Origin of the sequence: Streptomyces marispadix (assembly GCF_022524345.1) — a bacterium.
GTDB classification, from domain to species: domain Bacteria; phylum Actinomycetota; class Actinomycetes; order Streptomycetales; family Streptomycetaceae; genus Streptomyces; species Streptomyces marispadix.
On sequence record NZ_JAKWJU010000002.1, the window covers coordinates 5,981,996 to 5,995,205 of the forward strand.

Annotated in this window: 10 protein-coding genes; 3 read left to right on the forward strand and 7 right to left on the reverse strand. The window is 70.0% G+C overall.

The annotated features are described in order from the left end of the window. Window positions 1–32: 32 nt before the first annotated feature. Window positions 33–1,004, reverse strand: coding sequence for an alpha/beta fold hydrolase (locus MMA15_RS24860; RefSeq protein WP_241062396.1), 972 nt, complete (start codon window positions 1,002–1,004; stop codon window positions 33–35). Window positions 1,005–1,526: 522 nt separating this feature from the next. Continuing rightward, window positions 1,527–2,783, reverse strand: a complete 1,257-nt coding sequence (locus MMA15_RS24865) for a serine/threonine-protein kinase (protein ID WP_241063471.1) — start codon at window positions 2,781–2,783, stop codon at window positions 1,527–1,529. A 638-nt stretch (window positions 2,784–3,421) separates the two neighbouring features. On the opposite strand from MMA15_RS24865, the gene MMA15_RS24870 reads away from it, so the two are divergent. Then, on the forward strand, window positions 3,422–4,579 hold the full coding sequence (locus tag MMA15_RS24870) for a site-2 protease family protein (protein WP_241062397.1): 1,158 nt from the start codon (window positions 3,422–3,424) through the stop codon (window positions 4,577–4,579). A 544-nt stretch (window positions 4,580–5,123) separates the two neighbouring features. Next, window positions 5,124–6,629, forward strand: coding sequence for an amino acid permease (locus MMA15_RS24875; RefSeq protein ID WP_241062398.1), 1,506 nt, complete (start codon window positions 5,124–5,126; stop codon window positions 6,627–6,629). Window positions 6,630–6,838: 209 nt separating this feature from the next. Here the strand turns inward: MMA15_RS24875 and MMA15_RS24880 are convergent, their stop codons facing one another. After that, entirely contained in the window at window positions 6,839–7,597 is a 759-nt protein-coding gene (locus MMA15_RS24880) for a DUF2238 domain-containing protein (protein WP_505016614.1), read from the reverse strand. A gap of 463 nt (window positions 7,598–8,060) precedes the next feature. Between MMA15_RS24880 and MMA15_RS24885 the strand changes: the two genes are divergently transcribed. After that, window positions 8,061–9,512 carry an amino acid permease gene (locus MMA15_RS24885; RefSeq protein WP_241062399.1) on the forward strand — a complete coding sequence of 484 codons (1,452 nt, stop codon included), beginning with the start codon at window positions 8,061–8,063 and terminating at the stop codon, window positions 9,510–9,512. Between the two features lie 187 nt (window positions 9,513–9,699). On the opposite strand, the gene MMA15_RS24890 is transcribed toward MMA15_RS24885, so the two are convergent. From MMA15_RS24890 to MMA15_RS24905, 4 genes are all read right to left on the reverse strand, one after another. Continuing rightward, window positions 9,700–10,272: a hypothetical protein gene (locus MMA15_RS24890; protein WP_241062400.1), complete on the reverse strand. Its 573-nt coding sequence runs from the start codon at window positions 10,270–10,272 to the stop codon at window positions 9,700–9,702. 179 nt (window positions 10,273–10,451) lie between these two features. Then, window positions 10,452–10,865, reverse strand: coding sequence for an excalibur calcium-binding domain-containing protein (locus MMA15_RS24895; protein ID WP_241062401.1), 414 nt, complete (start codon window positions 10,863–10,865; stop codon window positions 10,452–10,454). Between the two features lie 261 nt (window positions 10,866–11,126). Beyond that, window positions 11,127–12,002: a TauD/TfdA dioxygenase family protein gene (locus MMA15_RS24900; protein WP_241062402.1), complete on the reverse strand. Its 876-nt coding sequence runs from the start codon at window positions 12,000–12,002 to the stop codon at window positions 11,127–11,129. Between the two features lie 2 nt (window positions 12,003–12,004). Continuing rightward, window positions 12,005–13,165 (reverse strand): L-tyrosine/L-tryptophan isonitrile synthase family protein, encoded by a 1,161-nt coding sequence (locus MMA15_RS24905; protein WP_241062403.1) that lies wholly within the window; start codon window positions 13,163–13,165, stop codon window positions 12,005–12,007. Between the last annotated feature and the right edge of the window lie 45 nt (window positions 13,166–13,210).

Below are 13,210 nucleotides of genomic sequence, written 5' to 3' on the forward strand. Positions count from 1 at the left end.
GTGGCGGTCGCATGGGCGGCTCGCGCCGCCCCTCACACCCGCGTCCGCCCCACCCCCACCGTTGCCCTCAGCAGGCTCTCTGCCACCACGCCCGCGCCTTCATCGCCCAACAGCAGCGTGTAGTGGTTGGTGCCGGGGACCTCGCGGGGGTGAATGGGGGTGTCGGCCAGGCCCGCGGACTTGAGGCGCTGGTCGTCGTAGAGGCCCTGGGGTTCGTTCATGATGCCGCGTTCCGCCCAAAGCAGTTCGCCTCCGACCGTGAGCCGGTGGATGGCGCGTGCTGTCTCCTCGTCGAGGGTGTCGGCGCCGTCCGCGCGTACGGCATCGAGCAGGCAGGAGGAGCGCAACTCCGGTTCCCTGCCTACGAGATCACGCTGGATGTGGCCTTCCATCCACGGCTCCCAGGAGCCGTCGAATGCCGGGTGCCGCTGCCAGAAGGCGCGGTAGGCGGCGCGGTCGGGGAAGGTCGTCTTCAGTCGTTCCATCGCGGGGCCGATCACGGCGGTGAGCAGATCGTCGGCCGACAGGCCCTCCGGTACGGGAAAGCCGACGCCCCCGTCGACCAGTAGCAGCGACCGGAACCTGTCCGGGTGCCGTACTCCCGCCACGGCCGCGACGAAGGCGCCCATGGAGTGGCCGGCCAGTACGACGTCCCGCAGGCCGAGCGCCTCGATGAGCGCGACCGTGTCGTCGGCGTGTGTCGCCATGCCGTACGGGCCGGGGAGCGAACTGCTGCCGGCGCGGCCGCGCAGATCGGGTGCGACGAGCGTGACGCGTCCGGCGAGGCGGCGGGCGACTCCCGCCCAGGACAGGGCGTTGGAGGTGATCCCGTGCAGGGCGACGACCGTCGGTGCGTGCTCGCCGGGGGCAGTTCCGGAGGACGAGGACGAGGACGAGGAAGGGGACGGGGGCGTGGTCGGGCGGACGGTCGCGGGCCAGCGCAGAACGGTGAGGTGGCCCCCTCGTACGGGCACCCGGAGCTCCTCGTATGTGATCGCTCCCATGGGCTCTCCTGTCTCGACGGCTGTTGTGTTCGGCGTGGGGTGTGTGCGGCGGTCGGCAAGCGCCTGTGGGCGTGAGCGCTTGTGCGTACGTATGGGCGTGTACGGCGATTACGGGGATGTAGGGCGACTGCGAGCATCGATCGTGTACGGCGGTTGCGCAACGGGCGGTGCGAGCGCCGGGCGTCGATGGTCGTGAACCCGTGGGGTGGCGGCGCACACGGCCGTCGCCGCGGGCCTCATCGTCCCGTCCGCGGGCCGGTGGCGACGATGGAGCACCGGCACATCGAAGAGGGGCGAGCTGTGGGGCCCGCACCTACCGGGCGACACCCCACCGGGGCGCTCGCCGGACGCTCGGCACCCCACCCGGAACCTCACCGCCTACCAGGACTTCAGCAGGCCTGCCCCGAAGACAGTCAAACCTGTCCCGAAGACGGTCAAATCTGCCCCGAAGACAGTCAAAGTGGTGCCGACATCTCCCAGCCTCCCGACCAACCGAGCAACTCCGCGCGTTCGCGATGGCCGTCAGCGGATCAGGTACCGCGTGACCGCCTCCGCCAGGTCGCGATTCCACTGCTGGACGCGGGAGACGCGGCGGGCGTTGATGTCGATCTCGAAGGTCGATCCGTCGTGCAGCGTGACGGTGACATGCAGCAGGGACTTGCCGACGGTGTGATGGGTGATGTCGTCGATCTCCGGCCAGGGCACCTCGGTCGCCACCTCGCCTCGGTCGATGTCCTCACCGGTGTCGATCTCGCTCACCGGCAGCCAGCGCCGGTGCAGTGTCAGCATGACCCCGTCGGCATCGACCGCGATGCTGCAATCCTTGTCCGCCGCGATGAATACATCGTCGCTCGGGGCGGGCGCCTGTCCGGCACCGCGGTCCGTCGCCGTCTCGGGGACGGTGGGCACGTAAGGCGGGTGCTGCGAGCGCGGGGGTTTCAGCCGGTAGGACGTCGCAGCGTCAGTCAGCGCATCCAGGCGGTCGAGGAGTTGCGCCGGGGTGGGCCGGTGATCGGGTGCCTTCGCCAGGCAGGACGCCACCAGGTCCCGCAGCTCGGCCGGGACGGCGCTCAGGTCTGGTGTTTCGTGAACCGAGCGGTACATCAGCGCCATGGGAGTCCCCTCGCCGAACGCGCTGCCACCCGCCGCGGCCACCAGGACCGCGCCGAGTGCGAAGACGTCCGCCCTGCCGGTGGCGTCGTCGCCGGTCGCCTGCTCGGGGGCGAGGAATCCCGGCGTTCCGAAAGCGTGGCCCGTCGCCGTCAGACGTGTGGCCTCCACAGCCCGCGCGATACCGAAGTCGAGAACCCGGGGTCCGTCCGCGGCCAAAATGATGTTGCCGGGCTTCAGATCGCGGTGGACCAGGCCGCAGGCGTGGATCGCGGCCAGGGCTTCCGCGAGCGCGGCGCCGAGGCCCTTCAATTCAGCTGCGTTCATGGGGCCCTGGGACTGAATGCGTTCGGCGAGCGTCGGTCCCGGTATGTAGGCGGTGGCCAGCCAGGGAGGGTTTGCATCCGGGTCCGCGTCGACGACCGGCGCCGTGTGGAAGCCGCCGACGGCCCGCGCCGCGGTCACCTCCGCGCGGAACCGGGCACGGAAGTGCGCATCGGTGGCGAGCTCTGCACGCGCGACCTTGACCGCTACGGCACGCCCTCCGCGCGACCGGGCCAGGTATACGGTCCCCATGCCGCCTTCGCCGAGCAGGCGCTCGATCGCGTAGGGGCCAATACGCTCGCGCTCCCCGTGTGCCGTCGGCTCTTCGGGCCCTTGCCGACCCATCGCGCTCACTGGATTACCCCAAGCCCTTCCGGCCGACCACCCTGCCGAAGGGATCATCTCACTCATGCGGTAAGGCGTCGTGGTGCTCGGACGGCCGGCCCGCGTACGCCGCGAGGGCGCAACGCTCGGGTGCTCCCCCCCATGGCCGCCTTCATGACCCGTGCCGTGAAGGGCGGTCGGGCGGCCCGCCGTCAGACCAGGCATGCTGCGGTCGATTCCTCCGGCATCGACCGCAGCAACTGGATGCCGGGAGACCCGGAAGCTCGGCCAGGGCGTGTGGGATGTCCTCCCCGCGGATCTGCGGGGAGGATTTGGCGATCCGGTCCTCCGTGTGCGGGGCAAGCCCGAAAGCGAGCCCGGTAGTTCGAGGACTGGGCGTCTCCGTCGCCGACCCGGAGTCGGTGCAGGGCCCCGGCCAGACCCAGCGCGCCATCGACTGGCCGGGGATGCTGGACAATTACGCGCTGCGCTCGACGATCCCCACACCAGCAAGCTGTCGAACACACCAAATGAGACGGCTCCTAAGTCAACGCCTCGGCGCCCACCCACCGATGGCCCATCCGCCGCCGTCCGCGGTTCGGCGACCCGGATCGGTGGGACCGCTCTGCCCGGAGACGATTCGAGCAGGGGAGAGCGACGTGCGGGCGACGTTCACGCTGGGACGGATGGCCGGTGTACGGATCGGGGTCCATTGGAGCGTGGTGCTGATCTTCGGGCTGATCGCCTTCGGACTCGCTCGTGGCCGGCTCGCGGCCGCCTATCCGCACCGGCCGGAGGCCGCCTACTGGGCCGCGGGTCTGATCGCGGCCGTCGTGTTCTTCGGCTCGCTGCTCGCCCATGAACTCGCGCACGCCATCGTGGCCCGCCGTAACGGCGTCGACGTGGACGACATCGTCCTGTGGCTGCTGGGCGGGGCCGCCCGGCTGAAGTCGGAGGCGTCGCACCCTGCGGCGGAGTTGCGGATCGCCGGGGTCGGCCCGCTGGTGAGCCTCGTGCTGGGCGGAGTGTTCGTACTGGCCGCGTGGCTGCTGAGGTTGGCTTCGGCTCCCGGGCTCGTCGTCGAGGTGGTGGCGTGGCTGGCGGTCATCAACGTGCTGCTTGCGGTCTTCAACGCCGTGCCCGCCGCGCCGCTCGACGGCGGGCGGCTGCTGCGTGCGTTCCTGTGGTGGCGTACGGGCGACCGGCTGAAGGCGACCGCCGGGGCGACGGCTGCGGGACGCGTCTTCGGCTGGCTGCTGGTGCTGCTCGGCATCGTGCTCTTTCTCTACGGGGGTTCGTTCGGGGGGCTCTGGCTCTCGCTGGTCGGCTGGTTCCTCATCGCCGCCGCCACGGCGGAGGGGCGGCAGGCGCAGATTCGCGGGGTGCTGGCCGGTGTGGCGGTGCGGCAGGCGATGACGCCGGAGCCCGTCACGGCGCTGCCCGGTCTCACGGTCGCCGCGTTCGTCTCCGGCTTGTCCGTGCGGCAACGGCATTCGGCGTTCCCCGTCGCACGGGACGACGGCACGCCCGTGGGGCTGCTGACGTCGGAGGACGCCGGGCGGTTGCACGGGGAGCGTGCCGAGGAGGCGGCGGTGGAGGAGGTGATGGTGCCGCTGTCGGAGGTCACGGTGGTGGCACCGCAGGACCCGCTGGCGGATCTGCTGCCGCGAATGGAGCCGGGGGCACGCAATCGCGTGCTGGTGGTGGAGGAGGGGAAGGCCGTCGGGATTCTGTCGCCGTCGGACGTCAGCCGCACCGTGGCGTGGCTGATGGACACCGCGCCCCGGCGCGGGTCGGGCGGCGGCTCACGCGGCTGACGCGATGGGAATGCCTCCGCGAACCGGCAACCCCGGCTCGGGGCCGTGCCGGGCGGAATGCGGCCGGGTGCCGCCTGGCCCTGGCCGCCCGACTGCCGCCGGGGTCACGGGAATCCGCATTCGACGCGTCGAGCGCATTCGACTCTGCAAAACCGACCTGACGGGGCGACAGGCGCATGAGGTAACAAGGACCTGACGGACCCTCAAGTCCACCTCAAACGCAACCTCAAACCCCGCTCAAATTCCCGGGGACTTCCTTAAACGGTGCTCAAGACGCGGTAACGATCCGGTCGACGGTGCGGAGGTTATTGGGGTGGCACGGTCAGCTATGGGCGGTTCTCCCTGTGACTCCGGCCACATCTTTGCGGCTCTGGCGGCGCGTAGCCCGTGGTAAATCTTCACGATCTCCTGCACGGCATCCCTCCTGCCGTGCAGGAGACCCGTGCTGGCGCATTGACGGACAGCACCTCCATTCATTACCGGGAGAACCGGATCCGGCCCGATCCGAATGACGCGGCCGGACGTGGAGAAAGGCGCGGACGTAATGGTCTCGTTGGAAACAAGGCAAGTCGGAGAGGCCGGGGAAGCCCAAGGCGGCGGACCCGACGAGGAATACGAACGCGGGCTGGGCTCACGTCAGGTCCAGATGATCGCGATCGGCGGCGCCATCGGCGTGGGCCTCTTCATGGGGGCCGGCGCGAACATCGCCAAAGCAGGCCCCAGCATCGTATTGATGTACGCGCTCGCGGGCGCCGTGGTATTCCTCATCATGCGTGCGCTCGGCGAACTCCTGCTGTACCGGCCGGTCTCCGGAAGTTTCGCGGAATACGCCCGTGAATTCCTCGGCCCGTTCTTCGGTTTCGCGACGGGCTGGACGTACTGGCTCAACTGGGTCGTCACAGGAATGGCCGAACTGACCGCGGCGGCGATCTACATACACTTCTGGTTCCCCGCCATTCCGCAGTGGATCAGCGCACTGACGTTCCTGGTCGTGCTCTTCGGGGTCAATCTGATCTCGGTGAAGATATTCGGCGAGGTCGAGTTCTGGTTCTCGATGGTCAAGGTCACGGCCATCATCGGAATGATCGTGATCGGTCTCGGCGTGCTCACCCTCGGCTTCTCCGAGGTCGGCGACACCGCGTCTCCCACGAATCTCTACGCCCACGACGGCTTCTTCCCCAACGGCATCGGCTCCAGCCTGATGACCCTTCAGGGCGTGATGTTCGCCTACCTCGCCGTCGAACTCGTCGGCGTCACCGCGGGCGAGTCCGAGAACCCGGAGAAGACCCTGCCCAAGGCCATCAACACCCTGCCCTGGCGCATCATCTTCTTCTACGTCGGTGCGCTGCTGGTGATCCTCTCGGTCGTGAAGTGGACCGAATTCTCCGAGGGTGAGAGCCCGTTCGTGCACGCCTTCTCCGAGATGGGCATTCCGCTCGCCGCCGGCGTCGTCAACTTCGTCGTCCTCACCGCGGCACTGTCGTCCTGCAACTCCGGCATGTACTCCACGGGCCGCATGCTGCGCGACCTCGCCGCGAACGACCAGGCCCCGAAGGTCTTCGGACGGCTCAACTCGCGGAAGTCGCCCGCCGTCGGCATCTCCGCTTCCGTCGCGCTGATGGGCGTAGGCGTCGTACTCAACTACCTGGTGCCGGAGAAGGCGTTCGGCTACGTCACCTCGGTGGCCACCACCGCGGGAATCTGGACGTGGATGGTGATTCTCGCCAGTCACATCCGCTACCGGCTGGCGCTGAAGGCGGGACGGCTGCACCGCTCGCCGTTCCCCGCGCCGGGCGGCGCCGTCGCGAGCGCGGCCGCACTGTGCTTCCTGCTGCTGGTGACCTGCCTCATCGCCTACGACTCGGAGGCACGTATCTCCCTCTACGTAGGGGCGGTCTGGGCGGTGCTGCTCGTGGGCGGCTGGGTAAGGCTGCGCGGGCGCGAGACCAAGTCGGCTCCGGTGGCGCGGTCTTCGCAGGGGCCGGAGGGTCCGGACGATCAGGCAGGGGGCGGCGGTTCGGACGGGTCGCTCGTCTCCGGGGTCAAGTAGCGGGCGCTGCACGGGCGTTCACCCGCCGGTGCGGTGCGTACGGGGGGCATCAACGGTCTTCCGGCGCGGCTGACGGGTCACGGCTGACAGATGACGGATGACAGAAACCGTCTTCTGTCATCCGTCACCCGTCATCTGTCATCTGTCAGCCGTTATCTGATATCCGTCATCCGCTACCCGTCATTCGTCATGGCAGGGCGGCCAGTCCCTTACTCGATACGCTCCGGCGCCAGCCGCGCGAGTTGCCTGTCGTGCCACTTGCCGAGCAGAAGCAGCGACGACGTCGCCCCGACGAGCGCCAGGAACATGTCCCACTGGGTGTCCCACACATCGCCTTGCGTCGCGAGGAAGTCGTCCGCCCCTGAACCCCCGATCAACGCCGCCCACCACTCGATCAGTTCGAAGAAGGCGCTGAAGGCCAGACAGCCGCAGACGACGAGCGGCGCGAGCCAGCGGCTGCCGCGCAGCGGCGAACGCCGGGCGAGGATCTCCCTCCACAGGATCGCGGGCACGAAACCCTGCACGAAGTGCCCGATGCGGTCGTACGGGTTGCGTGCGAGGCCGAGACCGTCCTGAAGCCATTCGCCCGCCGGTACACGTGCGTAGGTGTAGTGGCCGCCGAGCACGAGGACGCCGGCGTGCAGCGCGAGCAGGCAGCACAGCAGCCGGGTCAGCGGGAAGCGCCGCCACAGCAGTACGAGCAGGGGGACGCCGAGCACGACCCAGAACGTCTCCATGAGCCAGGTCGCGCGGTCGTACGGGGCGACGCCCGAGACGATCAGTGCCGTCGACACGGCGACGACGAGGACCAGCGGAAGAGAGAGCCGGAATCGGGGCGCGTCCGGGGGGCCGGATGACGCGGGCGAGTCGGAACCCCCGGGCGGTCCTGAGTGCGCGGACCGCGCGGGTTGCGCCGACCGCACGGACCTGCCGGACGACGACGTGGACGGTGAGTTCGCCGAGGACATCTGGGCCATCCCGGATAGGGCTGCTGGGGGTCTGTCGTATGTGGGGGCTCCGTGAGAGCTGTGTACGGGAGCCGACTGCCCGCGTACCGAAGCCGAGCGCTGTGCACCGAGGCTGGTCGCGGCGTGCCGAGGGGCTGCGGGACCCTCACCACGTCGCACTCTTCCGGACGTACGGCCCGTGGGCATGAGTACTCGTACTCAACCGCACACACCCCGCACCCCGTACCCCGCGCACAGCCCCGGCCAAGGCCCCCTTCGCCTGCCTGACAGGCCCGTGACAGGGTGGGCTGTCGCCGACGGCCAGTTCCGCTCACCGGCACCGACGGACCCGTAGCCGCAACCTCGTAGCCACAGCCACAGCCACAGCCGCAGTCGCATGGGGCGCACAGGAGCACGGGTCCACGGGCGCAGGGGCGGACGGACCTCCGACAGAACGAGTCGCACCATGAACATCCTTCGCAAGATGCCTGTCGAGCACGTTCTCGAACGAACCAGGCAGAACACACTCAAACGCCGCCTCACCGCCCTGTCTCTCGCGGGATTCGGGGTCGGAGTCATCATCGGCACCGGCATCTTCACGCTGGTCGGCGTCGAAGCGAAGGAGCACGCGGGACCGGCGGTCGTCGTCTCCTTCGTGATCGCGGGCCTGGTCGCATCGCTCGCGGCGCTGTGCTACGCCGAACTGGCCTCGTCCGTCCCGACCGCCGGCAGCGCCTACACCTACGCCTTCGCCACCCTCGGCGAGCTGTTCGCCTGGATCATCGGCTGGGACCTGCTGCTGGAGTTCGCGCTCGGCGCCGCGGTCGTCTCCCGTAGCTGGTCCGGCTATGTCGCCAACCTGCTGCATCTGCCCGCCGGTTGGTTCGGCGAAGAGGCCACGGTCAACGTCGGGGCGATCTTCATCATCGCCGTGCTCACGGTCGTCGCCGTCGCGGGCATCCGCGAGTCCTCACGGCTCACCAACGCACTCGTCGTGATCAAGGTGTCCGTGTGCGTGCTGATCGTCGTCGCGGGGCTCTTCTTCGTACGGGGCGCCAACCTTCAGCCGTTCGTGCCGCCCGCACAGCCCGCCGAGTCCAGTGCGAGCGTCGTCGACCAGCCGCTGATCCAGGCCGTGGCCGGTCTCGAGCAGTCCGTCTACGGCTTCGGGGGCGTGCTGACCGCGGCAGCCGTCGTCTTCTTCGCGTACACGGGCTTCGAGGCGCTGGCCAACCTGGGGGAGGAGACCCGCGATCCGAAGCGTGACCTTCCGCGCGGCCTGCTCGGCAGCCTCGCCGTCTGCACCGTGCTCTACGTCGCGGTCGCGCTGATCCTCAGCGCCGTCGTCGACTACCGCAAGATCGACGTGGGGGCGCCGATCGCCGCCGCATTCCAGGACGTCGGAGCGCCCTGGGTCGGTGCACTGGTGGGACTGGGGGCGGTGACCGGGCTGACGTCGGTGATGATGGTCGAGCTGGTCACCCTCGGCAGGATCGGCTTCGCGATGAGCCGCGACGGCCTGCTGCCGCGCCGGTTCTCCGAGGTGCACCCGAAGTGGCGCACCCCGCACCGGATGACCATCGCCATCGCCCTGGTGATCATGGTCCTCGCCGGTTTCGTGCCCATCGCCGAACTCGCCGACATGGTCAGCATCGGCGCCCTGTCCGGCTTCCTGATCGTGGCCCTCGCCGTACCGGTGCTGCGCCGCCGCAACCCCGGCCTCCAGCGGCCCTTCCGCATGCCGCTGTCGCCGGTGCTGCCCCTGGTCACCGCGGCGGCCTGCCTGTATCTGATGGTGAACCTCGACGTCTTCACCTGGCTGAGGTTCGGGGTGTGGCTGCTGCTGGGCCTGGCGATCTACTTCGGCTACGGGCGCAGGCACTCGGTGCTGGCGGGCCGTACAGAGAAGGGAACGGGGCTCAAGGAGACGCCGTGAGGGGAGGGTGCCGGGGCGGGGCGGGGTGACGCTGCCCCGGCAACGTCGACCGCGACCCCGGCTTACGCGGCCACGGTTTACGCGGCCACGGCTTACGTGACCCCGGCTTACGGCGACCGGCTTACGGCCACGGTGGCCTACGGGTCGGGCGCTGCGGGTCGGTGGCTACGCGTCGGCGGCCCCTGTGTCATCGCCCCTCTGCCCGTCTCCGCAGCGTAAGGAGCTGGCGGCGCATCATGAGGAGGTCGCCCCAGGCCAGGAGCGGGCGGCGCAACCGCCCCAGCACCCCCTCCTCGCCGCCCACGACGAGCTTCGCCAGCAGCCTGGTCGTACCGGGGCCCTCGTCGTGCACGGCGTAGGTGACGGCGAAGTCCCCGAAGAGACGGGCCCCCTTGGGGTCGTCCATGACCAGCGTCATGTGGCGGCCGGTTGAGAAGTCCGCAAGCCGGAAGATCGTCATCACCCGCTGTCCCGTCTCCAGACGCTCTACGCCGGGAGTGAGGCCGCGTGGGCTACGCCGTCCCCCGTTGTCCAGCAGGTCGTAGCTGTACGGAGCGACCTTGAGCTGGCACAGCCAGCGGAAGACGGTGTCGCGGTCCGCGGCCACGGTCACGGCGCGGAACCACTCCTCCCGGGGGCCTTCGAGCAGTTCGTCGCACGGGTAGGCCCTGTGGATCTCGTCCTCGCGGGCGCCCCAGACCCGTGGAAGGCGCCTCGCGGTCGCCGGTCCCTGCGAAGCCGGATTCCGTCCGCTGTGCACACCTGAAGCGTCCGTCCGGGCGGCCTCGAGGTCAACTGGCCGAGCCTCCCTGCCGCTTGATCTTCAGAGCGGGGAGCGCCGGGCGCCGTGACTGTGGGCGAGCGCGGGCTGGACGAGGCCCCGCCGTGCTGTCGCGCGGCGGGGCCTCCCGGGCGTGCGTGGTGGCCGGCCGGTGGTGGCTAGTCGGCCGAGCGCCGGCTGCGCGTCGCCACGAGCACGCCCGCACCCGCGACGAGCACCAGTCCGCCCGCCGCGGCGATGTACGGCGTCGAGTCGCCGCCGGTCTCGGCCAGCCCGCCGCCGTCCTGTTTCGCGGGCTTCGCGGGCTTGCCGGAGTCCTCGTCGCCGTCGCGGTCCTTCGCCGGTACGAAGTCGGCGGGCGGCTGGTCGCAGCCGACGCCGTCGCCGTCACGGTCCAGGTGCTTGCCGTAGTGCTCGTCGCCCTGGCGGATGTTGGAGTAGCCCGCGTCGTAGGCGGCGGAGCAGTTCTCGAACGGGTGGCCGCCGTCGTGCGCGACGGCCACGGACGGTACGAGCGCCAACCCCAGTGCGCCCGCGGCGACCAACGCCGAGGCCGATGTGCGGATCTTCATCTTCACGTTCTCCGATGGAGTGCCGGTGGTGTGTGCAGGGGGTGGCGATTGTGTGACTCGGAATCCTTGTCGTGGGTTGTACGTCATGCGATGTGATGTCAGGTACTGGTGAGGAATGTTCAATTCCCGGGAAGAGCAACGGACTTGAGCCGGGACGGGGACCAACGGCCAGGACGAGACCGAGGGCCACGGCGACGATCGAGGGGCTGCGCCGACGAATCGAGGGCCACGGCGGGCCGACGGCCCGGAAGCATCGCGCGGTCAGCCCCCGGAACGCAGCGCCGGGTTGCGCAACGGAGGATCGCCGAGCACGTGGACGCGGCGCAGATGGCGCGGTGCCCGGCTCGTGAACGCCTCACGGCCGTGCAGCAGCGTGTAGTTGTCGGCGACGACCAGGTCGCCCGTCTGCCATCGATGCGTGTACGAGTGCCCGGGTGCGCGCAGCGCTTCGCTCAGTCCGCGGTGGAAGTCGTCCAGGAGTTCGCCCGGGAGCCCGCTGAACTCCAGGTCCGGGTGGTTGATGAACTCGTCGTCGGGAGCGACGGGTTCGTTGTAGCGGATCACCGGCTCGCCCGTCACGGGGTGCGAGGTGACGACGGGGGAGACGGCGACGCTGTCGTAGTACTCCATCCTGCGGCGGTACGTTCCGCTCACCCGCTCCCACAACTCCCGTTCGCCGGGGGCGGCTTCGCGCACCACGGAGGACGTGTCCGAGAAGACCGTGCCGCCGCCCTGGTCGCGGCCGGGTGCGCTCACACAGTGGAAGATCTGGAACTCCGGCACCTCCGGGCGGTACATACCGTCCCAGTGCAGCGGCACATGGCGGTGGTCGAAGATGTGGTCACCGGGGTTCTCGTGCTCGACGAGTTCGAGCACCGCGCCGAACGGCCACATGCTGATCTCGCCCCAGCGTGCGCAGTAGGCGGTGAGTTCCGCGGCGTCGGCAAAGCCGCTGAAGCCCCGCAGCAGCAACAGACGGTGTTCGCGGACGAGTTCACGGAGTTCGCCGACGGGGAGGTCCGCGATGCGCTCCTGCGGTACGGCGGCTTCCAGTACGGCACCGAAGGCGGCGTGCGGCGGACGTGTGGTGGCGCGGGCGGGCGAGGGCGCTGCCGGGCGGGTCGTCTGCTTCGTCAACTTCACTGCTCCTTACGGGAGTCGGGGGAGGCGGAGGCGGGGACGGCGGCCGTTCCGGCGGTGGCGTCCTCGTCCCGCAGGACGGCCCCAGGCGCGAACTCGTCCGCGACCGCCGCGGGTTCACGCAGCACGTAGTGGCTGGGACGGCCGTCACGTTCGACGAGCCGGCAGCCGAGACGCTCGGCCTCGGCACGTTTCATCAGCACGACCCGTCGCCCGACGTCCACGGCCACGCCGTGCCAGGGAGTGAGCCATGCTCCGGTGGACTCGCCCAGGCGGACGCCCAGCTTCGCCGCGGAGCAGGGCTGCGGATGGATGGACAGCCGCACCGACCCCGGGAACTGCTGCGCGACGAAGTCCCCCCAGGCCTTGCTGCGTTGAATGACGACGTATGCGCGCCGCCGCGCCTCCCGTTGCAGCGCCGCTCGACTGCCGCCGTACTCGGGCGTGTTGCCGTCCTCGAAGAGGAAGCGGGTGATGGCCCGGTACAGCGGCAGATCCTCGCCCTGCCGTATGCGGGCGCGCAGCGACTCCAGCGGCACGGCATGACGCTCGGTGAGGATCGCGCGCATCTCCTCGTGTCCGAGCGCGGCGAACCCGGGTGCCTGGTCGAGTGTGAAGACCGAGACCGCACGGCCCGGAAGCGCGGCGACCATCGAGCGCAGCACGTCGTGGTACGCCGTGATGTCCTCGTCGGGTATCCGTACGGCGTCGCTGAAGACGCGGCCGTCCGAGCAGATGACGATCTCCGCACCCGGCGGATGGACCGCCCTGATCCGCGCCGCCAGCAAGTCGAGGAATTCCAGGGCTGCTTCCTCGGCGAGATCCGGCAGCGTCCCCAGCACCTTCGCGCGGTTGGGCGACTTGCCCGGGAAGGCCGGCAGCAGCAGACGGACGGGGCGCCCCTCGCGTACGAAGGGCTCGATCACGCGGGCCTGGGTCTCCTCGCAGGCGCCGCAGGGGAATTCGCGGCACTCGCCGGGCTGCCGGGCGGCGCCGTCGGCCCGGCGCTGATGGCGCAGCAGCAGCCGGGCGATCTCACGGGCCCGCTCCCTGGGGCTTCCGGCTCCGTCGCCGGTACCGGCCCCGTACGCGGATGGAGACGGGGACCCCGATGGAGAGGGGGACGGGGGCAGGGCAGGCAGGGCATGCGAAGCGAGCATGCGACGGCTCCTCGCGGTGTGGTGGGGGTGAGGTGGGCGTCCGTG

What these genes read in the sequence shown, in the direction of transcription:
- MMA15_RS24885 (WP_241062399.1), top strand. Translation starts at nt 8,061, where the DNA reads ATGCCTGTCGAGCACGTTCTCGAACGAACCAGGCAGAACACACTCAAA.
- MMA15_RS24895 (WP_241062401.1), bottom strand. Translation starts at nt 10,865, where the DNA reads ATGAAGATCCGCACATCGGCCTCGGCGTTGGTCGCCGCGGGCGCACTG.
- MMA15_RS24875 (WP_241062398.1), top strand. Translation starts at nt 5,124, where the DNA reads ATGGTCTCGTTGGAAACAAGGCAAGTCGGAGAGGCCGGGGAAGCCCAA.
- MMA15_RS24860 (WP_241062396.1), bottom strand. Translation starts at nt 1,004, where the DNA reads ATGGGAGCGATCACATACGAGGAGCTCCGGGTGCCCGTACGAGGGGGC.
- MMA15_RS24865 (WP_241063471.1), bottom strand. Translation starts at nt 2,783, where the DNA reads ATGGGTCGGCAAGGGCCCGAAGAGCCGACGGCACACGGGGAGCGCGAG.
- MMA15_RS24905 (WP_241062403.1), bottom strand. Translation starts at nt 13,165, where the DNA reads ATGCTCGCTTCGCATGCCCTGCCTGCCCTGCCCCCGTCCCCCTCTCCA.
- MMA15_RS24880 (WP_505016614.1), bottom strand. Translation starts at nt 7,597, where the DNA reads ATGTCCTCGGCGAACTCACCGTCCACGTCGTCGTCCGGCAGGTCCGTG.